The sequence below is a fragment of the Niveispirillum sp. genome (assembly GCF_017996735.1).
Lineage (GTDB): Bacteria > Pseudomonadota > Alphaproteobacteria > Azospirillales > Azospirillaceae > Niveispirillum.
On sequence record NZ_JAGOGJ010000042.1, the window covers coordinates 19,418 to 42,250 of the forward strand.

The window sequence follows — 22,833 nt, forward strand, 5'->3', positions numbered from 1 at the left end:
GGGGATTGTCACATCTGTAAGGGTTCAGCATGGGCGACGACCATCATCACGGTCATGATCATGATCACGCCGGCCACGGGCACAGCCACGACCATGGCGGCCCGCTGGGGCCGGCGACGGAACTGGCCACCGCGCTGGCCAGCGGCGTCGCACTGGGCATCGGCTATGGAGTGGAGACATTGACCGCCGCTGCCGGCTGGGTTCCCCTGACGTTCTATGCCGCCGCGTTCCTGCTGGGCGGGTTCTTTACGGTGCGGGAAGCGGTGGAGAATCTGCGGCGGCGGCGGTTCGAGATCGACACGCTGATGCTGGTGGCCGCCGCCGGTGCCGCCAGCCTGGGCGCCTGGGCGGAAGGGGCGCTGCTGCTGTTCCTGTTCGCCCTGGGTCATGCCCTGGAGCATCACGCCATGGGCAGGGCGCGGCGCGCCATCGAAGCGCTGGCCGTGCTGGCCCCCCGCACGGCCCTGCGCCGCACGCCGGACGGGGCCGTGGAAGTGGCGGTGGAGGATCTGGCCATCAGCGATGTGGTCATCGTGAAACCCGGCGCCCGCCTGCCCGCCGACGGTTTTGTGGTGGCGGGACAAAGCGGCGTGGATCAGGCCCCCGTGACGGGCGAAAGCATCCCCGTCGATAAATCCCCCGTGCCCGATCCGGCACAGGCCCGCGCCGCGCCCGATCGGGTGGAGGCCGACCACCGCGTCTTTGCCGGCACCATCAATGGCGATGGCCTGCTGGAGGTGGAGGTGACGCACCTGTCGGGCGACAGCACGCTGGCCCGTGTCGTGCGTCTGGTGGCGGAAGCGGAAACCGCCAAATCCCCGACCCAGCGTTTCACCGACCGGTTCCAGCGCATTTTCGTGCCGCTGGTCCTGGGGCTGGCCTTCCTGCTGCTGTTCGGATGGGTCGTAGTGGACGAGCCGTTCCGCGACAGTTTTTATCGCGCCATGGCGGTGCTGGTGGCGGCCAGCCCCTGCGCGCTGGCCATCGCCACGCCCAGCGCCATCCTGTCCGGGGTGGCGCGGGCGGCACGCGGTGGGGTGCTGGTGAAAGGCGGGGCGCCGCTGGAACAGTTGGGCGCCGTCACCGCCATCGCCTTCGACAAGACGGGCACCCTGACCGAAGGCCGCCCGCGCCTGACCGACATCCTTCCCGCCCCCGGCGTGACGGAGGCGGAATTGCTGTCCATCGCCGTGGCCGTGGAGGGGTTGAGCGACCATCCCCTGGCCCGCGCCGTGACGCGCGACGGGCGGGAACGCCTGTCCGGCTTCGCGGTACCCGCCGCCAGCGACCTGTCCAGCCTGACCGGGCGCGGCCTGTCGGCAACCGTGACGGGGGAGAAGGTGCTGATCGGCAAGGCCGACCTGTTCGGCCGGGACGGGGTGGCGCCGCTGTCGGAGCCGGTGCTGGTGGCGGCCGCGGGCCTGCGCACCGCCGGCCGTACCACCATGCTGGTCCGCCGGGGGGATCGCGATCTGGGCGTGCTGGGCCTGATGGACCGGCCCCGGGCGGAAGCGGCGGCCAGCCTTGCCCGCCTGCGGGCGCTGGGCGTGTCGCGTCTGGTCATGCTGTCGGGCGATGCCGGTCCCGTTGCCACCGCCATCGGCCGGGAGGTCGGGGTGGACGAGGCCTGGGGTGACCTGATGCCCGCCGACAAGGTGGACGCCATCGGCAGGCTGGCGGATGCTGGCGTGGTTGCCATGGTGGGCGACGGGGTGAACGATGCCCCGGCGCTGGCCCGCGCCCATGTCGGCATCGCCATGGGGGCCGCCGGATCGGATGTGGCCCTGGAAACGGCGGATGTGGCGCTGATGGCCGACAATCTGTCGCACCTGCCCTTCGCCGTGGGCCTGTCGCGTCAGACCCGGTCCATCATCCGTCAGAACATGGTGGTCAGCCTGGGCGTCGTAGCGCTTCTGGTACCGGCCACCATCCTGGGCCTGGGTATCGGCCCCGCCGTGCTGCTGCATGAAGGGTCGACCCTGGTGGTCGTCTTCAACGCCCTGCGCCTGCTGGCCTGGAAGGAGCACTGAGACCAAGGGTCATGGTCAATGACCCTTGGTCCGGCGGCGACTGCCGCCGCGCGGCACTTGCCGCGTCAGCCCAAGCCAACGGATGTTGGCGCCCGGCGCATGAGGGAACGTGTGAATGCCCAAGGGTCAGGGTCAATGACCCTTGGCGTGAGACAGGGCGGGCCGGGGCTGCTATAAGCCCGGCCATCTTTCCAGCCGCAGTTGCCAGCCCATGTCCGCCATCGCCGTCGCCGCCCTGTACCGCTTCCACCCGCTGCCGCATTACAGCGACCTGCGACAGCCCCTGTTCGACCTGCTGGCCGCCAACAGGGTCTGCGGCACGCTGCTGCTGGCGGCGGAAGGGTTGAACGGCACCATCGCCGGACCGGCGGAGGCGATGGAACAGGTGGTGGCGGAGATCGCCCGTATCGCCGGCCTGCCCGAACCGCTGCAGCCGCGCTGGTCCACCACCGACGCACCGCCCTTCGGCCGCCTGAAGGTGCGGCTGAAGAAGGAGATCGTGACCATGGGCGTGCCGGGCATCGACCCGCTGCGCGCCGTCGGCACCTATGTGGAGCCGGAGGACTGGAACGCCCTGATCAGCGATCCCGACACCCTGCTGATCGACACCCGCAACAGTTTTGAGGTGGAATACGGTACCTTCAAGGGGGCCGTCGATCCCGGCACCACCACCTTCGGGCAGTTCCCCGACTATGTCCGCCGCGAACTGGACCCCGCCAGACACCGCAAGGTAGCCATGTTCTGCACGGGCGGCATCCGCTGCGAAAAGGCCACGGCTTATATGCTGGAGCAGGGGTTCGGGGAGGTCTACCACCTGAAGGGTGGCATCCTGAACTATCTGGAACGGATCGGGCCGGAAGACAGCCTGTGGGAAGGCGGCTGCTTCGTCTTTGACGAGCGGGTGGCGCTGGGCCATGGGCTGGCGCCCGTGCCCGGCGCCTGCAGGACCCATGATGACGATTGAGCTTCTGTCCGTCCTGGGGCTGCTGGCCCTGGCTGTGCTGCTGTTCGCGCGGGGGCGGCCCGGCATGGACGCGGTGGCCCTGATCGTGATCGCCGCCCTGCCCCTGACCGGTGTCGTCAGCGTTCCGGAGGTGCTGCGCGGTTTTGCCGATCCCAATGTCATCCTGATCGCGGCCCTGTTCGTCATCGGTGACGCGCTGGTGCGCACCGGTGTGGCCCAGGCGCTGGGCGACGGCATGGCGCGGGGGGCCGGCGCCAGCGAGGGGCGGCTGATCGTGCTGCTGATGCTGGCGGCGGCAAGCCTGGGATCTTTCATGAGTTCGACGGGTGTCGTCGCCATCTTCATCCCCATCGTCCTGCGCATCGCCCGGTCCATGGCACTGCCGCCGGGCCGGCTGATGATGCCGCTGTCCATGGCGGCGCTGATCAGCGGCATGATGACCCTGGTGGCCACCGCCCCCAACATGGTGGTCAGCGCCGAACTGGAGACGCGGGGGCAGGATGGTTTCGGCTTCTTCGCCTTCACGCCCTTCGGTATCCCCATCCTGGTCCTGGCCATCCTTTATATGCTGGTCATGCGCCGTCACCTGTCGGGCGCGGCCGAATTGCCGCCGCCACGGCCCGGCATGCGCGACTGGGTCCGCACATACGGGCTGAGCGGGCGGGAAATCCGGCTGCTGCTGTCGCAAGGCTCCGATCTGTGCGGCTGCCGGCTGGAGATGCTGGACCTGCGCGCTTCGGCCGGGGTGAATATCGTCGCTATCGAACGCGGCGCGGGCCTGCGCCGGGAATTCGTGCGGCCGGAGGCACAAACGGAACTGCGCGGCGGCGATGTCCTGCTGCTGGACATTATCGGCGCCGATTTCGACGCGGATACCTTTCAGGCGCGGCACGGGCTGGCCGAGCTGCCCCTGGATCAGGCACATTTCGCCGACAGGAACCAGCATTTCGGCATGGCGGAGGTGATCATCCCGTCGGGTTCGGGCCTAGCCGGCCGGTCGCCCATGGAGGCGCGGTTCCGCACCCAGCACGACGTGGCCGTGATCGGCATCCGCCGCGCCAACGCCCCGCTGGAAGGTGTGCCGGCCCGGCAGCGTCTGGCCGTGGGCGACACGGTCCTGCTGGCGGGTCCCTGGCGGTCCATCCGCCGCCTGTCGGAACAGCGCCGCGACATGGTGCTGCTCGACCTGCCGGCGGAGGCGGCGGAATACGCGCCCAAGCGCGACCGGGCGCCGCACGCGCTGGCCGTGCTGCTGGCCGTTGTCCTGGCCATGGCCACGGGAGTGCTCCCCAATGTCCAGGCGGCACTGCTGGGCTGTCTGGCGCTGGGGGCGCTGGGCGTGGTCGACATGAACTCGGCCTACCGCTCCATCCATTGGTCCACGCTGGTGCTGATCGCCGGCATGCTGCCCTTTGCGCTGGCCCTGGAACGCACGGGCGGGGTCGCCCTGGCGGCCGATGCCCTGGTCGCCGTGGTGGGGCAGGCGGAACCGCGCCTGATCCTGGCGGCCCTGTTCGCGGCGACCGCCGTGCTGGGCCTGTTCATTTCCAACACGGCCACGGCCGTGCTGATGGCGCCCGTGGCCATCACCATCGCCGGCAGCCTGGGCCTGTCGCCCCTGCCTTTCGCCATGACGGTGGCGCTGGCGGCGTCCACGGCCTTCATGACGCCCGTCTCCTCACCCGTGAACACGCTGGTGGTGGGGCCGGGCGGTTATCGCTTCATGGATTTTGTGCGTATCGGGGTGCCCTTCTCGCTGGTCACCATGGCTGTCTGTGTGCTGCTGGTGCCGGTCTTCATGCCGTTCTGATCAGTATTTCTCCAGCCAGCCCGCCAGCAGGCGCACCCACAAGCGCCGCAGCCCCTCATGCCCCGGGGCGGGGCCGGCGGCCAGTTCCTGCATCGCCATGCCGCGCAGCATATAGATGGTCAGGACCATCAGGTCCGCCATCTCCGCCAGCCCCTGGCTGTCCGGGCGCAGCGACAGGCCCCAATTGCCCCCCGTCGCGGCCAGGAATCCCGAAAAGATCGGGGCCAGCCGCGCCCGCAATTCCGCATCGGTACGCGCGGCCAGCGCCACCTCGAACAGCAGGTCGCGGTGGCGGCCGGTATAGAATCGGGCCCAGGCAGCCTCGATCATGGCGGCCAGCCGCGTCTCCGCCGGCAGGGACGGGTCCGGGGCCGGCGGGGCCAGCGCGCGGGCCGCCTCCACCGCGCCCAGCAACAGCCCCTCGGCGGCAAGGGCCAGCATCTCCGCCTTGGTATCGAAATGATGCGCCCAGGCCCCACGCGACACGCCGGCCCGGTCCAGGATGACGGACAAGGAGGCGCCGGCATGGCCATGATCGGCCAGCGCATCCAGCGTGGCGGCGGCCAGTCGCTGGCGCATCTCCTCCCGCCTTGTCGCCTGGCTGCGGCGGGCGGACTTTTCCGGGTCGGTCGCACTCATGATCGCATCCGAATCTTTCACCACTTTCATCATTGCCACGAAATGTGGTCCGATGTAAAAACAAACCAATCGGTCTGTTTTATTGTGGACCGGAGGCAAGGGAGGATGATGTGGCAGACAGTTTCAAGCCCGGCCGGCTGGCGCGCAGCATGGCTTTCTATTCCGCCTATCACCGGCATCCGCATAACCGGCTGACCCATTATTTCGGGGTGCCGACCATCGTGTTCGCGGTCATGCTGGGCCTGTCCTATCTGACGGTGCCGGTCGGCGGCGCCACGGTCAGCGTGGCGCTGATCCTGATGGCGGTTCTGGCCGCCTATTACGTCTATCTGGACCCGATGATCGGCGGCACGCTGACGGCGCTTTCCGTGCCGTTCCTGATGCTGGCCGATCATGTATCGACCCTGCCCACGGGCACGGCGGCCACCATCGGCCTTGTCACCTTTTTCGGGGGCTGGGCGGTGCAGTTGCTGGGCCACAAGTTCGAAGGCAACAAGCCGGCATTGACCGCCAACCTTTTGCAGATCTTCGTGGCGCCGCTGTTCCTGGTGGCGGAGGCCTATTTCGCGCTGGGCCTGCGTAAGGAGGTGGAGGCACAGGTGGAACGGCTGGTGGCCGATGGCATCGGCGGGCCGGGTGCTCTGGGCCTGCCGGCGCATCAGGCCTGATCATGCGGGCGGGCCGCCGTATCCTGATCGCCGGGGCCGGCAGTGTCGGCTGCTATGCCGGGGGGTGTCTGGCCCTGGCCGGCCGGCCCGTCACCCTGCTGGGCCGGCCGGCGCTGATGCAGCGGCTGGCGGATGCCGGCCTGCGGGTCAGCGACCTGGACGGGCGGGACCGTGTCGCACCGGCCGGACCGGGCCTGCGGCTGGATACCGACCAGGATCAGGCCATGGCCGATGCCGGCCTGATCCTGGTCACGGTGAAATGCGCCGATACGGCAGCGATGGCCGACCTGATCGCCGACCATGCGCCGCCGGACGCGCTGGTCATTTCCTGCCAGAACGGCATCGGCAACGCCGATATCCTGGCCGCCCGGCTGGGCGCGCATCGGGTACTGGCCGGCATGGTGCCATTCAACATCGTGCAGTTGCCCGACGGCCGGTTCCACCGGGGCACCGGCGGCCAGGTGATGATCCAGGCAGGACAGCCGGGGGTGCGCCAGGAACTGGATGTGCCGGGCCTGCACGTCGACGAAAGCGCCGACATGCAGGCGGTGCTGTGGGGCAAGCTGCTGATCAACCTGAACAATGCGCTGAACGCGCTCTGCGGATTGCCACTGGCCCGGGAACTGGGCGCACGGCCCTGGCGGGTGCTGCTGGCGCGTCAGCAATGGGAAGGGTTGCGGGCACTGAAACGGGCGGGGATCAAGCCCGCGACATTCTCCACCGTGCCACCGCCCCTGCTGCCCTGGATCCTGTGCCTGCCCGACGCGCTGTTCCGCGTGGTGGCGCGGCGCATGCTGGCCATCGACCCGCTGGCCCGATCGTCCATGTGGGAAGATCTGGAACGCCGCCGCCCGACGGAGATCGGGCGGTTGCAGGGGGCGGTGATCGACCTTGCCCAACGCCACGGCCTGGACGCGCCCGTGAACCGCCGCGTCCGCGACCTGATCCAGGCGGCGGAGGCGGCGGGACAGGGATCGCCAGGGTTGAGTGCCGACGCCGTTGGGGGTCGTTAGCCAAGGGGCGGACATGACCCTTGGAGGCCAGCGACCGCTGGCCCGCAGGCGCGTGCCTGAGTAAGCCAAGCTGCCGGATGGCAGCGCCCGGCGCTTGAGGGAGCAGCTTAACTCCCGATCAGGCCCAGTTCGGGGCTGGAAGCCTCGGCCCGCAGGCGCTTGGGGATACGGCCAGCCAGCCGCGCCATGCGCCCGCCTTCCACACCGGCCCGCATGGCCGCCGCCATCATCACGGGATCGGTGCTTTTCGACACGGCCGTGTTCAGCAGAACCGCGTCGCAGCCCAGTTCCATGGCCAGGGCGGCATCGCTGGCGGTCCCGATCCCGGCATCCAGAACCACGGGAACGCTGCTGTTCCGGCAGATCGTTTCAATATTGTAGGGGTTCAGGATGCCCAGCCCCGTGCCGATGGGCGCGCCCAGCGGCATGACGGCGGCACAGCCGACATCGGCCAGCCGGCGGCAGATGATGGGATCATCGGTGCAATAGGGCAGGACCACGAACCCGTCGCGCACCAGCTCATCCGCCGCGCGCAGCAACTGTTCCACATCGGGATACAGCGTCTCCCGGTCGCCGATCAGTTCCAGCTTGATCCAGTTGGTGTCCATGGCCTCGCGCGCCAACTGCGCCGTCAGGACCGCGTCCTTCACCGTGGAACAGCCGGCCGTGTTGGGCAGCAGCCAGACCTTGCCCGCCACCAGATCCAGCAGCCCCTCGCCATAGCCGGTCAGGTCGGCGCGGCGCACGGACACGGTCAGGATTTCGGAGCCGGAGGCTTCCAGACTGTCCAGGAACACCTGCTGGTTGGGATAACCGGCGGAGCCCAGGAACAGGCGCGACCTGAAGCTCTTGCCCGCGATCTTCAGCGGATCCTTCATCTCAACCACCTTGCAGAACCTTGACGATTTCCACCCGGTCGCCGGGGGACAGAATGGTGTCAGCCCAGCGCCCGCGCGGGATGACGCTGTCATTCAGGGCGACGGCGATGCCGCGCGCGCCGGGATCGATGCCCTCCGCCGCCATCACGGCGGTCAGGGCATAATTGTCGGGATCGGTGTTCTTTCCGTTGACGCTGATCATCCTGTCCATCCTTTACGCGGCACAAGCCGCGTTGAAACGGCCCGCCCCGAACGGGGCGATATGCGGATCGATGCGGCCGGTCAAGACCAGATCGGCGATGGCGTCGGCCGTCAGCGGGGCCAGCAGGATGCCGTTGCGGTGATGCCCGGTGGCCAGGACCAGGCCATCCAGGCCCAATGCCGGCCCCAGGATGGGCGCATCGTCGCGGCAGCCCGGCCGGTGGCCCGTCCACATCTCCTTCACCGGCAGTTCCTCCACCCCCGGCAGGGCCCGCCAGGCGGCATCCAGCAGGGCCAGAACCCCGCCCGCCGTCATCTGGCTGTCGAACCCCTTCTCCTCCGTCGTCGCCCCGATGATCAGGGTGCCGTCGGCGCGGGGCACCAGATAGCATTTGGGTGCCCAGACGACATGGGTCAACAGCGGGTTGGCGGGGTCCATGGAAAGCGACATCATCTGTCCCTTCACCGGCCGCACCGGCGGCGGGCTGGCCTGTCCGGGAACAAGGCGCGACCAGGCACCGGCGGCCAGCACGACCTGATCCGCCGCGACGACACGGTCGCCCAGGACCACGCCCGTCACACGTCCCCCCCGCACGTCCAGGCCCGTGACCTCCACCCCTTCATGAAGGCGGGCACCGGTGCGTTCCAGGGCGACAATCAGGGCGGCACTGGCCAGCCGGTTATCGACCTGTCCGTCCCTGGCACTGAACACGCCGGCGGCGGTGCGCGGGTTGAGGAAGGGTTCCTTTTCCTTTGCCGCCGCCCCGGTCAGCCAGACAAGATCCAGGCCCAGACCGCGCTGGAATTCGTAATTCGCGCGCAGCAGTTCCACCTCGTCCCGCGTACTGGCCACCACCAGCGTGCCCTGGTTGCGCAGACCGACGGGCAGGCCTGTCAGGGCCTCCAGCTCGGCCGCGAAGCCCGGCCAGCGGGCCTGGCTTTCCAGGCAGAGTGGCAGCAGGGTCTGTTCCCCCGGCTCCGCCTCCACACCGGCGGCCAGCATGCCGGCGGCGGCGCGGCTGGCCGCCTGTCCGGCGATGTCCCGGTCGAAAATATCGACCGACGCGCCGGCCTGGGCCAGCCGCCAGCCGATGGCCATGCCGATGATGCCGCCGCCGATGATGGCGACGCGCGGCTTGTCCTTCATGGTGGGCATTGTCATATCCGCCTTCTCCCTTCGCCGGCATGACCCGGATCAGGTTCTATGGGTGTGATCTCAGCCGCGTGGCGATAGGCCAGACGGCACCCCAGGGTCCATGCGCTATGTCATGGGCCTGTCACGGATGGAATGCAAGGGGATGAGGCCTGACAATTCCGCCCCGCCGGTCCGCCCCGCCGGGATCGCGCTTGACCATTAGCGGCGCCGGGCATATTTGCCCCCATAGGGAACATTCCCGTCCTGCCAGACTTTCTGCCCCCGGAACCCGCCCCCATGTCGCTTCTGCCCATCCTCACCATTCCCGACACCCGCCTGAAGGCGAAGTGCAAGCCGCTGGCCAATGTTGATGGCCGTGTCGCGACCCTGATGGATGACATGCTGGAGACCATGTACAAGGCGCCGGGCATCGGCCTTGCCGCGCCGCAGATCGGCCTGCTGGAACGCCTGATCGTGGTGGACGTGTCGGAGAACCGGGGCGATCCGCTGGCCATGGTCAATCCGGAACTGATCTGGACGTCGGACGAACTGGCCGTGACGCAGGAAGGCTGCCTGTCGATCCCGGAGATCTATGCCGATGTGACACGGCCCAAGATGGTGCGCGTGCGCTATGTCGACCGGGCGGGCGAAGTGCAGGAAATGGATGCCGACGGCCTGCTGGCCACCTGCATCCAGCATGAGATCGACCATCTGAACGGTGTGCTGTTCATCGACCACCTGTCCTCGCTGAAGCGCAACATGCTGCTGCGCAAGTACAACAAGGCGAAGAAGTAAAGGGAGCTTTTGCGCTCCTCAATCGCCGGCGCCGCATCCGCGGCTTGGCTTACGCCGCATGTGCGGCGCGGCGGCAGTCGCCGCCGAAGTGTTTTACGGACACCCGTAAAACGCTTCCCTCCACTCTCCGTCAGGAAGGTGTACCCATGCCGCTGCGTCTCGCCTTCATGGGCACGCCGGATTTTTCCGTTGGCATCCTGGATGCCCTGGTCGCCGCCGGACATGAGGTCGTCTGTGTCTACAGCCAGCCGCCCCGCCCCGCCGGGCGCGGTCAGCAATTGCAGGCCAGCCCCGTGCATCGCCGGGCGGAAGCCCTGGGGATTGAGGTGCGCACGCCCAAAAGCCTGCGCAAGGCCGAGGAACAGGAAGCCTTCGCGGCCCTGAACCTGGATTGCGCCATCGTCGCCGCCTATGGCCTGATCCTGCCGCAAGCGATCCTGGATGCGCCGCGCCTGGGCTGTGTCAATGTCCATGGCAGCCTGCTGCCGCGCTGGCGCGGGGCCGCGCCGATCCAGCGGTCGATCCTGGCCGGTGATGCGCAGACGGGGGTGACCATCATGCAGATGGATGCCGGGCTGGATACCGGCGCCATGCTGTTGAAGGAGGCGTTGCCCATCACGCCGCGTATGAATGCCGCTGAACTGCATGACGCGCTGGCCGCCATGGGCGCGCGGCTGATGGCACAGGCCCTGCCCGGCATCGCCGATGGCAGCCTGACGCCCGTGCCGCAGCCGGACGACGGCGTGACCTATGCCGCCAAACTGTCGAAGGACGAGGGGCGGCTGGACCTGACCCGTGCCGCCGCTGAGCTGGACCGGCAGGTGCGCGGCCTTTACCCCTGGCCAGGCACCTGGATCGATCTGCCAAATGACGAAAAGCTGAAGGTGCTGGAGGTTCTGCCGGTGGAGGGCACCGGGGAGCCGGGAACGCTGCTGGATGCCGGTCCGACGCTGGCCTGTGGCGACGGCGCCCTACGTCTGCTGCGCGTGCAGCGGCCGGGCAAGGGGCCAGTGGATGGTGCCTCCTTCCTGCGCGGATATCCGCACCGCATCGGCGGGAAGCTGACGGCGTGAAGCCGCTGCCCACCCCGCCCCTGCTGCTGATCACCGACCGGACACAGGCGGCGGGCGGGTTGCTGGCGGCAGTGACAGCGTGCGTATCAGCGGGGTGCCGGTGGGTCAGCCTGCGGGAAAAGGACCTGCCTATCCCCGAACAGGCGGCATTGCTGCGGTCCCTGCGCCCCCTGCTGGCCGGGGTGGGCGGCACCCTGACGGTGCATGGCGATTCGGCCCTGGCCAGCCTGTGCGACGGGGTTCATCTGCCTGACGGGGCGGATATCGTCGCCCTGCGCGCCGCCCTGGGTCCCGATGTGCTGATCGGTGCTTCCTGTCATGACCGGGCGGGTGTGATGGCGGCGGCCGGGGCGGGAGCGGATTACGCCACGCTCAGCCCCATTTTCCCCACCGCGTCGAAGCCGGGATATGGCCCGGCCCTGGGGCCGTCCGTCCTGTCGGGCCTGTCACTGCCGACCCTGGCGCTGGGCGGGGTGGACGCGGACAATCTGGCGGCCTGTATCGCGGCGGGGGCGGCGGGTGTGGCCGTGATGGGCGGGCCGATGCGCGACCCATCCTGCGTCCAGTCGTTGCTGGCTGCGACGCCGGGCCGCAAGGCCGGCATTTGACCAGGGGCCGGGTTCGACCCCATATCACCCCATCCTTTCACCCACCGAACGGCCTGTCATGAATGCCGCCCCCGCCCATGGTTCCCGTGCCGTCGCCAACTGGCTGCTGCTCTGCGCCGGCATGGTCTTTGTCATGGCCATCATCGGCGCCATCACCCGCCTGACGGAAAGCGGCCTGTCCATCACCGAATGGAAGCCCATCACCGGCGCCCTGCCGCCGCTGAACGAGGCGCAATGGCTGGTCGAGTTCGAGAAATACAAGCAGATCCCCGAATATCAGGTGCTGAACCAGGGCATGAGCCTGGAGGAGTTCAAGCAGATCTTCTTCTGGGAATGGTTCCACCGCCTGTGGGGCCGGCTGATCGGGCTGGTCTTTGCCTTGCCGCTGGCCTGGTTCGCCGTTAAGGGCATGGTGACGCGGGCCATGCTGCCGAAACTGGTCGGCCTGTTCATCCTGGGCGGGCTGCAGGGCTTCATCGGCTGGTTCATGGTGCAGTCGGGCCTGTCGGTGCGCACCGATGTCAGCCATTACCGGCTGGCCCTGCATCTTTCCATGGCGCTGATCCTCTATGCCCTGCTGATCCAGACGGGGCTGGGCCTGCGCCATCCGGGTACCGTCCACCGGCCCGATCGGGCGGGCCTGCGCCGCCATGGCTGGGCCGCCATGGTGATGGTGTCGGTCACCGTGGTCTGGGGCGCCTTTGTTGCGGGTCTGGATGCCGGCTTCGCCTACAACACCTGGCCCTTGATGAATGGCGAGTTTGCGCCCCCGGAAATGTGGAACCTGACGCCGTCCTGGCTGAACTTCCTGGAGAACACGGCCACGGTGCAGTTCACCCATCGCTGGCTGGCCATCGCCACCGCCGCTGTCGTCCTGTCCTATGCCTGGCGCGTGGGACAGCGGGCCGACCTGCCCGATCTCGCCAAACGGTCGGCGCTGTGGCTGTCACTGGGCATCGGCGGTCAGGTGGTGCTGGGCATCACCACCCTGCTGCATGCCGTGCCCGTTGCCCTGGGATCGGCGCACCAGGGCGGGGCGCTGGTGGTGATCGCGCTGCTGACCCGGTCGATCCACACGCTGCGGCGCTGATCAGCGGCCGATCCGGCCCTTAGGCCAGATCGACGATCTTGACCTTCTTGCCGGCAATGGCCAGGGCCAGCTTGCCCTGCTTCAACCGCAGGGCCGCCTCGCCGAACAATTCCCGGCGCCAGCCCTTGAGAGCATCGACATCAGCCTTGTCGTCGCCCGCGATGGCTTCCAGATCGGCGGCGTTGGCGACAAGGCGGCTGGCCACGTCGTTGTCGTCGCAGACCATCTTCAGCAGCACGCGCAGCAGTTCCACGATGGGCGCGATGCCGGGGGCCGGTTCCGCGCGGGGTTCCACACGGGGCAACGCGCTGTCGGGGATCCCCTGGGCCGTTTTGATGGCGGCCATGATCTCGGCCCCGTAGCGGCCCTGGGCCATGCCGGCGCCCAGGCCGCGCGTGCGGCCCAGATCATCGACATTGGCGGGCGCGTGGGCGGCGATTTCCATCAGCGCCTCATCCCGCAGCACACGGTTGCGCGGCAGGTTCTTGCGCTGCGCCTCCCGCTCCCGCCAGGCGGCGACCTCTTTCAGGATGGCCAGGAAGCGCGGCTTCTCGGTCCGGACCTTCAGGCGCTTCCAGGCATCCTCCGGTTCCGTCCGGTATGTGGCGGGATCGGTCAGGATGGCCATTTCATCGGCCAGCCAGCCTTCGCGCCCTGTGCGGGTCAGCTTGGCACGGATCTTCTCATACGCCGGGCGCAGATGCGTGACGTCGGACAGCGCGTAATGAAGCTGCCGGTCGGTCAGCGGCCGGTGCGACCAGTCGGTGAAACGGCTGGATTTGTCGATGCGGGCCGGCGTCAGCTTGGTGATCAGCGTCTCATACCCGACCGAATCGCCAAAGCCGCAGACCATGGCGGCGACCTGCGTGTCGAACAGCGGCGCTGGCACCTTGCCCGTCAGGTTGACGAAGATTTCCAGATCCTGCCGCGCAGCATGGAACACCTTCAGCACTGATGTGTCGGCCAGCAGTTCGAACAGCGGCGACAGATCGATGCCCGGCGCCAGCGGGTCGATGGCCGCAGCCTCGTTCGGGCCGGCCACCTGGACCAGGCATAGTTCGGGCCAATAGGTTTTTTCCCGCATGAATTCCGTATCGACGGTGACGTATTCGGCGTCACGGACACGGGCGATGAAGGCGGAAAGGGCGTCGGTCGTGGTGATCAGGCTCATGGTCGCCTGTGATACAACAGCCCATCGCCGCTGTCGAATGCGGATATCCGTCGGGCCGGCATGCGCGGATACGGTTTTGCAGCGGGAATCCCAACGATGCCGGGGCTGTCCCGCGCTTGCCGGCCTTGACAAGCCGACCCCGTCCGGTGTGGTGTGCGCCATTCGTGCCGGTGGCTTTGCTGCCGGTGTCCCCTTTCTGTTGCCCATTCGCACCCGGGATCGATCCGCCATGCACGCCTATCGCTCGCATAATTGTGGCCAACTCCGCCTGGACCATGCCGGTCAGACCGTCCGCCTGTCCGGCTGGATCAACCGCAAGCGCGACCATGGGCAGTTGCTGTTCGTCGATCTGCGCGACCATTTCGGCATCACGCAGTTGGTCGTCGACACCTCCTCCCCGCATTTTGCGGTGCTGGAAGGCCTGCGCCTGGAATCGGTGGTGACCATCACCGGCGAAGTGGTGGCCCGTACCGCGGAGACCATCAACGAGAACCTGCCCACCGGCCATATCGAGGTGGTGGTGCGTGACGTCGCGGTACAGTCGGCCGCCGACCCGCTGCCCTTGCAGGTCAACAGCGAGCAGGATGCCGGCGAGGAACTGCGCCTGCGCTACCGCTTCCTGGACCTGCGCCGGGAGAAGATGCAGAAGAACATTCTGCTGCGCAGCCATGTCATCGCGTCGGCCCGCCGCCGCATGATCGAACAGGGTTTCGTGGAATTCCAGACCCCGATCCTGCCGGCCAGCAGCCCGGAAGGTGCGCGCGACTTCCTGGTGCCGAGCCGCAACCATCCCGGCAAATTCTACGCCCTGCCGCAGGCGCCGCAGCAGTTCAAGCAGTTGCTGATGGTGTCGGGCTTCGACCGCTATTTCCAGATCGCGCCCTGCTTCCGCGACGAGGACAGCCGTGCCGATCGTTCGCCGGGTGAGTTCTACCAGCTCGATTTCGAGATGAGCTTCGTCACCCAGGAAGACGTGTTCGCCGCCATTGAGCCCGTCATCCACGGCATTTTTGAGGAATTCAGCGGCTTCACGGGCACCAAGCGCAGCGTCTCCTCCTACCCGTTCGTGCGCATTCCCTATGCTGAATCGATGCTGAAATATGGCAACGACAAGCCGGACCTGCGCAACCCGCTGGTGATCACCGACGTGACCGAGGTGTTCAAGCGCGACGATGTCGAGTTCAAGGCCTTCAAGGGCGTGATTGAGAAGGGCGGCGTGGTCCGCGCCATCCGCGCCCCCTCGGTCGCCGATCAACCGCGCAGCTTCTTCGACAAGCTGAACGACTGGGCCAAGGGCCTGGGCGCCCCCGGCCTGGGCTATATCCTGTTTGAAGCGGCCGGCGGCAAGGGCCCCATCGCCAAGTTCGTGCCGGAAGCCGCACAGAAGCACTTGCGTGAACTGGTCGGGCTGAAGGATGGCGACGCCGTCTTCTTCGTCTGTGACCAGCCCGGTCCCGCCGCCAAGCTGGCCGGTCTGGCCCGCACCAAGATCGGCGAGACCCTGGACCTGATCGAGAAGGACACCTACAAGTTCTGCTGGATCGTCGATTTCCCGATGTTCGAATATGACGAAGAACGCAAGAAGATCGACTTCAGCCACAACCCGTTCTCCATGCCGCAGGGTGGGCTGGACGCGTTGCTGAACCAGGACCCGCTGACCATCAACGCCTATCAGTACGACATCGTCTGTAACGGCGTGGAGCTGTCGTCCGGCGCCATCCGCAATCACAAGCCGGAAATCATGTACAAGGCGTTCGAGATTGCCGGGTACCCGCCGGAGGTTCTGGAAGCCAAGTTCGGCGGCATGCTGTCCGCCTTCAAGCTGGGCGCCCCGCCGCACGGCGGTTCGGCCCCCGGCATCGACCGCATGGTTATGCTGCTGGCGGACGAGCCGAACATCCGTGAGGTCATCGTCTTCCCGCTGAACCAGCGCGCCGAAGATCTGCTGATGCAGGCCCCGAATGCGACGACGCCGGACCGGCTGAAGGAACTGCACATCAAGCTGGACCTGCCCAAGCCGAAGATCACGACGACGACGACGGCCGAGTAATCGGCGTCGATATTCCGGTCAGCGGTGCATAGGCCAGGGGTCGCGGGGATCGACCCCTGGCATCATTCCCCACCCCCGGCCTTGCGTGGCATCAGCCCGCGCGCCGGGTTGTAGGCCCAGAAGGACAGGCCCAGAAAGACCAGCGTCGCCCCCGCCACCCACGCGGCCGCCCCCCATTCCACCTGTCCATAGAGGGCAAAGCGGATCAGTTCGACCGCATGGGTGAAGGGGTTGAAGCGGGCAAGCTGGTACAGGGTCTCGCTGCCCTCCCGCATCTTCCACAGGGGATAGAGGGCGGATGACAGGAAGAAGGCCGGGAAGATGACGAAGTTCATCACCCCGGCGAAATTCTCCAATTGGCGGATGGTGCTGGACAGCAGCATGCCCACCGCCCCCAGCATCAGGCCCGACAGAAGCAGGGCCGGCAGCACCGTCAGATATCCCAGCGGCGCCACCACCAGCCCCGTCAGCGCCGCGATGCAAAGGAACGCCGCGACCTGTGCCAGCCCCACGACGGCCCCGGCCAGCAGCTTGGCCAGCAGCAGGAATTCGCGCGGCAGCGGCGCGGTCAGCAGCAGCCGCATGCTGCCCATCTCCCGGTCATAGACCATGGACAGGCTGCTCTGCATGCCATTGAACAGCAGCACCATGGCGGCCAGCCCCGGCAGCACATAGGTTTCATAGGTGATATAGGTGTCATAGGGCGGCTGGACCGAAATCCCCAGTGCCGCGCGGAACCCCGCCGCGAAGATGAACAGCCAGACCAGCGGCCGCACCAGGGCGGAGATGAACCGTTCCCGCTGATGCAGGAAACGCAGCATCTCCCGCCAGACCACGGCCTTCAGGGCACGCAGATAGGTCATCATGGCGCTGCCTCCGCCGTCAGGGCGTGGAAGGCATCGGCCAGAGTGCCGGTGCCACTGCGCGCGAGCAGGTCCGCGACCCCGCCCGTGGCCCGCACCCGGCCCCGGTGCAGCAGCACGACATGGTCATCGGCCCAGACCTCGTCGAACAGATGTGTGGCCCACAGCACGGCCACCCCTTCATCCGCGCACAGGCGATGCACATGGGCCACCAGATCGCGCCGCGACGGCGCATCCAGCCCCACGGTGGGTTCATCCAGAATCAGCAGCGGCGGCCGGTGCAGCAGGGCACGCGCCAGTTCCACCCGCCGCCGGTGTCCGCCATTCAGCAGCCGCACCTTGTCGCCGGCCCGTTCCGTCAGGGCGAAACGGTCCAGCAGGTCGGCGATGCGCGGCACCACCAGCGCGCCCGACAGGCCGCGCAGACCCGCCGCATAGGTCAGGTTCTGCTGCACCGTCAAATCCAGGTCCAGCGTCGGCTGCTGGAACACCAGGCCCATGGCGGCCAGGCCGGCGCGCGGGTGCCGGGCCATATCCTGACCACAGACGCGGATCACCCCCTCATCGGGTGTGAACAGCCGGGTCAGCAGGCCCATGAGGGTGGATTTGCCGGCGCCATTAGCGCCCAGCAGGGCCGTGAACCGACCGGGCGCGACCTCGAACCCGACATCGCGCAGGGCAAAGCCGCCCTTGCCATAGGCGAAGGAGAGGTGATTGACCGAAAGGGCCGCCGTCACGGCACCACCACGGCACCCCAGGGGTAACGCCCCACGGGAATGGATTTCACGACCTTCAGGCTGACCACGTCGATCACCGACACATCATTGGACACGCCATTGGTGGTGAAAAGGGTGCCGCCATCAGGCGACAGGGCCATGTGCCAGACGCGGCGACCGACCAGCAGGTAATCCTTCACCTGATATGTCGCCGTATCCACGACCGCCACATGGTTGGCCGGACCCAGCGCCACAAAGGCCAGTTTGCCATCCCTGGACAGTTTGATGCCCACGGGCTGTACCTTGTCGGCCTGCACGCCCTTGATGGCAAAGCTGATGGTCTGCTTCACCTGCCGGCTGGCCACGTCGATCACCTTCACCGTGCCGCCGATTTCCGCCGACACCCAAAGCTGCTTGCCGTCAGCAGTGAATTCGGCATGGCGCGGGCGGGCATCGACCGGGGTGCTGTCGACCAGTTGCCGGGCGGCGGTGTCGATCCAATGCACCATGTTGGTGGTTTCGGATGTGTTGACGGCCCATTTACCGTCCGGGCTGACGGCCATGCCCTCCGGCTCCACCCCCACATCGATCTGATAGGCCACGGAACGGGTGGGCACATCGACCACCGTGACGACATTGTCATCCTCGTTCGCGATGAACAGATGCGTGCCGTCGGGCGCCAGGGCGAACTGTTCGGGATCGTCGCCCGAGGGCAGGTTGTGCAGAATTTTGCCGGTCGCGATGTCCAGCACCTGCACCGTGTCATCGTCGCTGGCGCAGATGTAAAGCTGTTTGCCATCGGCCGACAGCGTGATGCCGCGTGGCCGCGCGCCCACCTTGATGCTTCCCTTCACGGTCAGGGTGGCGGTGTCGATCAGGGTCAGGCTGTTATCCCGCTCGTTGGAGACATACAGCGTCCCGGCCCCCGCCGGCAGCGCCACGGCCAGACCCAGCAGCGGCCCCAGCACCCGTGCAAGCATGTTTTCCTCCCGGCAATCCCGGCCCTTCACGGGCTTTGACCGGCAAGCCTATCCCGCCCGCCCCGACCCGGCCATTAGACCATGGCAGCATGCGCGGCGACGCCCCGGCAAAGCCCCGTGGCACCAAAGTCCAATTAGGCCAGGGCCGGGAAATCGTTACGCTTCCGACTGTTCCGACCCTTTCCGCCCGTCTGTTTTCGTCAAGGATATCGCCCATGCCGTCGCCCGCCCGCCTCGCCGCCGGCCTGATCGCCGCCGCCCTGCTGTCCACGCCCCTGGCCCTGCCCGTCCTGGCGCATGGCGATGTGACGCCGCAGCCGGTGAATACCGACGGGCTGGAAAAACTGGGTCCCGACTGGCGGGCCAGCAACCCCTATCGCGGCAACAAGCGCGCCATTGAAATCGGGTCCTCGGCCTATAACCAGAATTGCGCGCGCTGCCACGGGCTGGGCGCCATTTCCGGCGGCATCGCGCCCGACCTGCGCTTCCTGGACGCCGGCGACCCTGGCGACGAATGGTTCTCCGAACGGTTCCGCAAGGGCGCGTCGCGCGACGGCAAGGTCTATATGCCGGCCTTCGGTGAAGTGCTGGGACAGGAAGCCGGCTGGGCCATCCGCTCCTGGCTGGAAACGGTGCCGCAATAAGGGGGTGATGGTTGGGGGGGCGTTGCTCCCTCACCCCCCCCACCGGCTTGCCCTCACCCTCCCAAGCCTTGGCAGGCTTGGGCCCCTCCCTCTCCTGCAAGCGGGCGAGGGGCGGAAGGAGACCAAACCTCGATGTTCGCCCCTCGCCCACGCAAGTGGGAGAGGGAGGGGCCCGGCGGCGTCAGCCGACGGGAGGGTGAGGGAACAACGGTGCAGTGAGGGATCAACGCCCCGAGACAACAGAGGAACCCGCCCATGAACCGCCGCCACTTGCTGGCCATGGTCGCGACCCTGCCGCTTGCGGCGGGGTTTGCGCGTTCAACCAATGCCGCCCCGCTGGACAAGGTGATGGCCAAGGGCAGCCTGCGCATCGCCATCTATCGCGACAATCCCCCCTGGTCCTGGCGGCGCGAGGGCAAGCTGGTCGGCATCGATGTCGATCTGGGGCGGGCACTGGCGGAAAAGCTGGGGGTGAAGCCGGAATTCATGGAACTGACGGCCGACGAGAATATGGATGACGACCTGCGCAACGCCGTCTGGAAGGGCTCCATCCTGGGCGAACCGGTGGCCGACGTCATGATGCATGTGCCCCATGACCGGGAATTCGGCCTGCGCAACGACATGGCGGTGCTGACCGCCCCCTATCACCGCGAAAGCTTCGCGCTGGCCTGTGATCCGGCCCGCACCGATTGCAAAGGGTCGATGGCTGACATGGCGGGCAGCGCTATCGCCGTGGAAACCGACAGCGTGCCGGATTTCTATCTCACCGGTGCCTTTGGCGGACGGCTGCGCGGTGACGTGGTGCATCACCTGTCGGCCGCCGCCGCCCTGGCCGACCTGATCACCGGCGATGCCGGGGCCGCCATGGCAACCCTGGCACAGGTGGAACTGGGCCTGTCGGCGGCGGGTCGCAAACTGGTGGTGCGGCGCGGTCCCTTCCCCGGTCTGGCCAAACAGGGCTGGGATATCGGCATCGCGGTCAAGGCCGACAGTCGCGATCTGGGGTATCGGCTGGAGGATGTGATGACGGGTCTGCTGGCCGATGGCACCATCGCCGCCATCTTCACCACCCATGGCATCACCCATGTGCCGCCAGGGGCATAGACCCGCAGACAGTCTACGGGTACAAGTACGCATCCTGTTCCCCCATTGATTGATATTGCCACCCCACAGGCCGTTAAGTCATAGTACCATCAACGCCCAAAATGGAGGGATAGGGGATGGTACGGAACCGTAACGGGTGGGGCGGTGCGGCCCTGCTGGGGACAAGTCTGATGCTGGCGGCCTGTGGGTCGGTGTCGGCGGAACCGCCGCGCCCCTTGCAGGCACCGGCCTTGTTGCAGCCGGAAGCCCAGTCGCCGCGCGACCCGGCCAAGCCGAAAGGATACAACCTGCTGTCGATGGGGGCGCTGACCCAGGCCATCCAGCAGGGGCGGGAAATCCATTACATCCTGCCCATCCATTATACGGACGGCACCATCTACAACCCGGCCACGGGTACGGATGACAAGGTGCGCCTGCGTTCCTATGGTGACAAGTTCCTGGCGCCCACCATCCTGATGCAGCCGGGCCAGACGGTGCGTATCAGCCTGTTGAACCAGTTGGACCCCGAACCGAACTGCAACATCGACCCGTCGACGGGCAAGCCCTGGCCCACCAACCATCCGCATTGTTTCAACAACACCAACCTGCACAGCCACGGGCTGTGGGTCTCGCCCACCGGCAACAGCGACAATGTCCTGCTGAATATCGAGCCGGGGGTGAATTTCCAGTATGAGTATAATGTGCCCGAGGACCACCCCGCCGGCACCTTCTGGTACCACCCGCACAAGCATGGATCGACCGCGATGCAGGTGGGCAGCGGCATGGCCGGCGCCCTGGTGATAAAGGGGGAGCGCCCGCCGACGGAGCAGTCGAACGGCGATCTGGACACGCTGCTTCAACCCGTGCTGGCCAATGCCGATTATGGCGGCCAGGTGATGCTGATCCAGCAGATCCCCTATGCCTGCTTCGACGACAAGGGCCAGATCATCAAGGACAAGGCCAAGCGGTGGGTCTGTCCCGACGGCAAGATCGGCCAGGTGAAGGATTTCGATGCCCAGTTCGATTTCCGCGCCTGGGGAGAGAGCGGGCGCTACACCATGTTCAACGGCACCGTCCGCCCGCAAATGGCGGCGAAGCCGGGCCAGCTCTATCGCTGGCGCCTGATCCATGCGGGCGTGGAGGAAACCATCAACCTGCGCATCCGCAAGATCGGCAATGTCGCCAGGGTGGCCAGCCTGCTGAAATCGGTCAAGGAGCAGGAGCAGGAAGTGCTGCGCGCCTGCACCGGGGCCGACGTGACCCAGTATGAGGTGGCGACCGACGGCCTGACCCGCCCTTCCGTCTATGCCAAATCCGTCAACAACCTGCAGCCCGGTTACCGCAGCGACATCCTGTTCGTCCTGCCGGAGGCCGGCCGCTACTGCGTCTATGACGACAGCGACGGCAAGGATCAGGTGGCGGGCGAGGATAATGCCAAGATCATCGGCTTTATCGACGCGGTCGGGACCGACAAGGTGCCCGACACCACGAAGTTTGTGCAGGACAAGCTGCTGGAAGGGGCCGCGCGCCTGACCGGGCCGGTCCGCGACACGGTGACGGCCGATATCAATGACGGGCTGAAACTGACCAAATACGTCCCCCACGCCACGATCACCGACGCGGAGATCGCAAAGTGGAAACAGCCCGACGTGAATATCCAGTTCAATCTGATCGGCAGCACGGCCACCAGCCCGGCCCAGTTCCTGATCAACGGCAAGGAATATGACCCGGAAGTCGTGAACCAGACCCTGATCCTGGGCACGGCACAGCAATGGGTGCTGTCATCCCTGAATGTCAGCCACCCGTTCCATATCCATGTGAACCCGTTCCAGATCGTGTCCATCGTCGACAAGGTCACGAAGAAGGAAGTCACCGACGGCATCTATGCCGGCATGAAGGGCACCTGGAAGGACACGCTGATCACCGCCACCAATGTGGAGATCACGCTACGCACCCGCTACAACCGCTATATCGGCGAATATGTCCTGCACTGCCACATCCTCGACCATGAGGACCAGGGCATGATGCAGAACGTGCAGATCGTCCTGCCCGACGGCGAAGGCAAGCCGATGCCGCAGGGGCACCATTGAGCGAAGGAAGGGCAGATCGTCCCCTTCGGCCCAGCCCGGATTAACGCCGGTTGAGGGCCAATCATACCAATCCGCCTTGATCGTGACAGATCAAGGCGGATTTCTTTTTTTCACGAATGCGGGCGCGTGTTTCCGCGGGTTGGGCCGGCACCGCATGGCGCTGGAACAATTATGCAGTCATCGCCTGGACCCGCACCGGCGACGCCATCTGAAATTATCAATAAATTCAAATTGATACGCTGCAAATTCATTCAGTTGAATTGCCGATTCAGTTCTATTCATTTTACTTGTGAGCAAGGCGTGGGTAAAGCAGGAGGGTTTCCTTTTCGTCC

At 66.8% G+C, this 22,833-nt stretch carries 21 protein-coding genes and 1 riboswitch; of the genes, 13 read left to right on the forward strand and 8 right to left on the reverse strand.

Annotated features, from left to right (window positions below; translation table 11 throughout):
• Window positions 1–29 precede the first annotated feature (29 nt).
• The 3 genes from KBA48_RS14945 to KBA48_RS14955 all read left to right on the forward strand — a co-directional run bounded on the left by KBA48_RS14945 (window position 30) and on the right by KBA48_RS14955 (window position 4,804).
• Window positions 30–2,030, forward strand: coding sequence for a heavy metal translocating P-type ATPase (locus tag KBA48_RS14945; protein WP_292907704.1), 2,001 nt, complete (start codon window positions 30–32; stop codon window positions 2,028–2,030).
• Between the two features lie 211 nt (window positions 2,031–2,241).
• A complete protein-coding gene (locus tag KBA48_RS14950; RefSeq protein ID WP_292907706.1) occupies window positions 2,242–2,994 on the forward strand; it encodes a rhodanese-related sulfurtransferase in 753 nt (250 codons plus the stop codon).
• Window positions 2,981–4,804, forward strand: coding sequence for an SLC13 family permease (locus KBA48_RS14955; RefSeq protein WP_292907708.1), 1,824 nt, complete (start codon window positions 2,981–2,983; stop codon window positions 4,802–4,804). The genes KBA48_RS14950 and KBA48_RS14955 overlap by 14 nt, the downstream gene beginning before the upstream one ends.
• Here KBA48_RS14955 and KBA48_RS14960 read toward each other — a convergent pair whose 3' ends face one another.
• Window positions 4,805–5,443 (reverse strand): TetR family transcriptional regulator, encoded by a 639-nt coding sequence (locus tag KBA48_RS14960; RefSeq protein ID WP_292907710.1) that lies wholly within the window; start codon window positions 5,441–5,443, stop codon window positions 4,805–4,807.
• A gap of 110 nt (window positions 5,444–5,553) precedes the next feature.
• On the opposite strand from KBA48_RS14960, the gene KBA48_RS14965 reads away from it, so the two are divergent.
• Window positions 5,554–6,111: a DUF962 domain-containing protein gene (locus tag KBA48_RS14965; protein ID WP_292907712.1), complete on the forward strand. Its 558-nt coding sequence runs from the start codon at window positions 5,554–5,556 to the stop codon at window positions 6,109–6,111.
• Window positions 6,112–6,113: 2 nt separating this feature from the next.
• Window positions 6,114–7,124 carry a 2-dehydropantoate 2-reductase gene (locus KBA48_RS14970; protein ID WP_292907714.1) on the forward strand — a complete coding sequence of 337 codons (1,011 nt, stop codon included), beginning with the start codon at window positions 6,114–6,116 and terminating at the stop codon, window positions 7,122–7,124.
• Between the two features lie 107 nt (window positions 7,125–7,231).
• Here KBA48_RS14970 and KBA48_RS14975 read toward each other — a convergent pair whose 3' ends face one another.
• The 3 genes from KBA48_RS14975 to thiO form a co-directional block, all read right to left on the reverse strand.
• Window positions 7,232–8,002: a thiazole synthase gene (locus KBA48_RS14975; protein ID WP_292907716.1), complete on the reverse strand. Its 771-nt coding sequence runs from the start codon at window positions 8,000–8,002 to the stop codon at window positions 7,232–7,234.
• A gap of 1 nt (window position 8,003) precedes the next feature.
• On the reverse strand, window positions 8,004–8,204 hold the full coding sequence (thiS, locus tag KBA48_RS14980) for a sulfur carrier protein ThiS (RefSeq protein WP_292907718.1): 201 nt from the start codon (window positions 8,202–8,204) through the stop codon (window positions 8,004–8,006).
• 12 nt (window positions 8,205–8,216) lie between these two features.
• Window positions 8,217–9,365 carry a glycine oxidase ThiO gene (thiO, locus tag KBA48_RS14985; protein WP_292907720.1) on the reverse strand — a complete coding sequence of 383 codons (1,149 nt, stop codon included), beginning with the start codon at window positions 9,363–9,365 and terminating at the stop codon, window positions 8,217–8,219.
• Window positions 9,358–9,463: riboswitch (TPP riboswitch) on the reverse strand. (Overlaps the previous gene by 8 nt.)
• 172 nt (window positions 9,464–9,635) lie before the next feature.
• Between thiO and def the strand changes: the two genes are divergently transcribed.
• The 4 genes from def to KBA48_RS15005 all read left to right on the forward strand — a co-directional run bounded on the left by def (window position 9,636) and on the right by KBA48_RS15005 (window position 12,904).
• Window positions 9,636–10,133, forward strand: coding sequence for a peptide deformylase (gene def / locus KBA48_RS14990; RefSeq protein WP_292907722.1), 498 nt, complete (start codon window positions 9,636–9,638; stop codon window positions 10,131–10,133).
• A gap of 152 nt (window positions 10,134–10,285) precedes the next feature.
• On the forward strand, window positions 10,286–11,206 hold the full coding sequence (gene fmt, locus KBA48_RS14995; protein WP_292907748.1) for a methionyl-tRNA formyltransferase: 921 nt from the start codon (window positions 10,286–10,288) through the stop codon (window positions 11,204–11,206).
• Entirely contained in the window at window positions 11,203–11,814 is a 612-nt protein-coding gene (locus KBA48_RS15000) for a thiamine phosphate synthase (protein WP_292907724.1), read from the forward strand. Before fmt ends, KBA48_RS15000 begins: the two co-directional genes overlap by 4 nt.
• 58 nt (window positions 11,815–11,872) lie before the next feature.
• A complete protein-coding gene (locus tag KBA48_RS15005; RefSeq protein WP_292907726.1) occupies window positions 11,873–12,904 on the forward strand; it encodes a COX15/CtaA family protein in 1,032 nt (343 codons plus the stop codon).
• Window positions 12,905–12,923: 19 nt separating this feature from the next.
• On the opposite strand, the gene rnd is transcribed toward KBA48_RS15005, so the two are convergent.
• A complete protein-coding gene (gene rnd / locus KBA48_RS15010) occupies window positions 12,924–14,075 on the reverse strand; it encodes a ribonuclease D (RefSeq protein WP_292907728.1) in 1,152 nt (383 codons plus the stop codon).
• A gap of 229 nt (window positions 14,076–14,304) precedes the next feature.
• Between rnd and aspS the strand changes: the two genes are divergently transcribed.
• Window positions 14,305–16,125 (forward strand): aspartate--tRNA ligase, encoded by a 1,821-nt coding sequence (gene aspS, locus KBA48_RS15015; RefSeq protein WP_292907730.1) that lies wholly within the window; start codon window positions 14,305–14,307, stop codon window positions 16,123–16,125.
• Between the two features lie 62 nt (window positions 16,126–16,187).
• Here aspS and KBA48_RS15020 read toward each other — a convergent pair whose 3' ends face one another.
• The 3 genes from KBA48_RS15020 to KBA48_RS15030 are packed head-to-tail and all read right to left on the reverse strand — an operon-like array spanning window position 16,188 to window position 18,684.
• Entirely contained in the window at window positions 16,188–16,991 is an 804-nt protein-coding gene (locus KBA48_RS15020) for an ABC transporter permease (protein ID WP_292907732.1), read from the reverse strand.
• The gene (locus tag KBA48_RS15025; protein WP_292907734.1) at window positions 16,988–17,725 is read right to left on the reverse strand and encodes an ABC transporter ATP-binding protein; all 738 of its coding nucleotides are present in this window, start codon (window positions 17,723–17,725) and stop codon (window positions 16,988–16,990) included. The genes KBA48_RS15020 and KBA48_RS15025 overlap by 4 nt, the downstream gene beginning before the upstream one ends.
• On the reverse strand, window positions 17,722–18,684 hold the full coding sequence (locus tag KBA48_RS15030; protein WP_292907736.1) for a YVTN family beta-propeller repeat protein: 963 nt from the start codon (window positions 18,682–18,684) through the stop codon (window positions 17,722–17,724). Before KBA48_RS15030 ends, KBA48_RS15025 begins: the two co-directional genes overlap by 4 nt.
• Before the next feature lie 215 nt (window positions 18,685–18,899).
• On the opposite strand from KBA48_RS15030, the gene pedF reads away from it, so the two are divergent.
• The 3 genes from pedF (at window position 18,900) to KBA48_RS15045 (ending at window position 22,501) form a co-directional block, all read left to right on the forward strand.
• Window positions 18,900–19,328 carry a cytochrome c-550 PedF gene (gene pedF / locus KBA48_RS15035; protein ID WP_292907738.1) on the forward strand — a complete coding sequence of 143 codons (429 nt, stop codon included), beginning with the start codon at window positions 18,900–18,902 and terminating at the stop codon, window positions 19,326–19,328.
• A 255-nt stretch (window positions 19,329–19,583) separates the two neighbouring features.
• Window positions 19,584–20,432, forward strand: a complete 849-nt coding sequence (locus KBA48_RS15040) for an ABC transporter substrate-binding protein (protein ID WP_292907740.1) — start codon at window positions 19,584–19,586, stop codon at window positions 20,430–20,432.
• 116 nt (window positions 20,433–20,548) lie between these two features.
• Window positions 20,549–22,501 (forward strand): multicopper oxidase family protein, encoded by a 1,953-nt coding sequence (locus tag KBA48_RS15045; protein ID WP_292907742.1) that lies wholly within the window; start codon window positions 20,549–20,551, stop codon window positions 22,499–22,501.
• The last annotated feature ends 332 nt before the right edge of the window (window positions 22,502–22,833 follow it).

Bases quoted from the DNA above. Each gene is read 5' to 3' on its own strand.
- KBA48_RS14955 (WP_292907708.1), top strand. From the start codon at position 2,981: ATGATGACGATTGAGCTTCTGTCCGTCCTGGGGCTGCTGGCCCTGGCT.
- KBA48_RS14970 (WP_292907714.1), top strand. From the start codon at position 6,114: ATGCGGGCGGGCCGCCGTATCCTGATCGCCGGGGCCGGCAGTGTCGGC.
- KBA48_RS15040 (WP_292907740.1), top strand. From the start codon at position 19,584: ATGAACCGCCGCCACTTGCTGGCCATGGTCGCGACCCTGCCGCTTGCG.
- KBA48_RS14950 (WP_292907706.1), top strand. From the start codon at position 2,242: ATGTCCGCCATCGCCGTCGCCGCCCTGTACCGCTTCCACCCGCTGCCG.
- KBA48_RS15020 (WP_292907732.1), bottom strand. From the start codon at position 16,991: ATGATGACCTATCTGCGTGCCCTGAAGGCCGTGGTCTGGCGGGAGATG.
- KBA48_RS14975 (WP_292907716.1), bottom strand. From the start codon at position 8,002: ATGAAGGATCCGCTGAAGATCGCGGGCAAGAGCTTCAGGTCGCGCCTG.
- rnd (WP_292907728.1), bottom strand. From the start codon at position 14,075: ATGAGCCTGATCACCACGACCGACGCCCTTTCCGCCTTCATCGCCCGT.
- pedF (WP_292907738.1), top strand. From the start codon at position 18,900: ATGCCGTCGCCCGCCCGCCTCGCCGCCGGCCTGATCGCCGCCGCCCTG.
- thiS (WP_292907718.1), bottom strand. From the start codon at position 8,204: ATGATCAGCGTCAACGGAAAGAACACCGATCCCGACAATTATGCCCTG.
- KBA48_RS14945 (WP_292907704.1), top strand. From the start codon at position 30: ATGGGCGACGACCATCATCACGGTCATGATCATGATCACGCCGGCCAC.
- thiO (WP_292907720.1), bottom strand. From the start codon at position 9,365: ATGACAATGCCCACCATGAAGGACAAGCCGCGCGTCGCCATCATCGGC.
- KBA48_RS15005 (WP_292907726.1), top strand. From the start codon at position 11,873: ATGAATGCCGCCCCCGCCCATGGTTCCCGTGCCGTCGCCAACTGGCTG.
- aspS (WP_292907730.1), top strand. From the start codon at position 14,305: ATGCACGCCTATCGCTCGCATAATTGTGGCCAACTCCGCCTGGACCAT.
- def (WP_292907722.1), top strand. From the start codon at position 9,636: ATGTCGCTTCTGCCCATCCTCACCATTCCCGACACCCGCCTGAAGGCG.
- KBA48_RS15030 (WP_292907736.1), bottom strand. From the start codon at position 18,684: ATGCTTGCACGGGTGCTGGGGCCGCTGCTGGGTCTGGCCGTGGCGCTG.
- KBA48_RS15045 (WP_292907742.1), top strand. From the start codon at position 20,549: ATGGTACGGAACCGTAACGGGTGGGGCGGTGCGGCCCTGCTGGGGACA.
- KBA48_RS14960 (WP_292907710.1), bottom strand. From the start codon at position 5,443: ATGAGTGCGACCGACCCGGAAAAGTCCGCCCGCCGCAGCCAGGCGACA.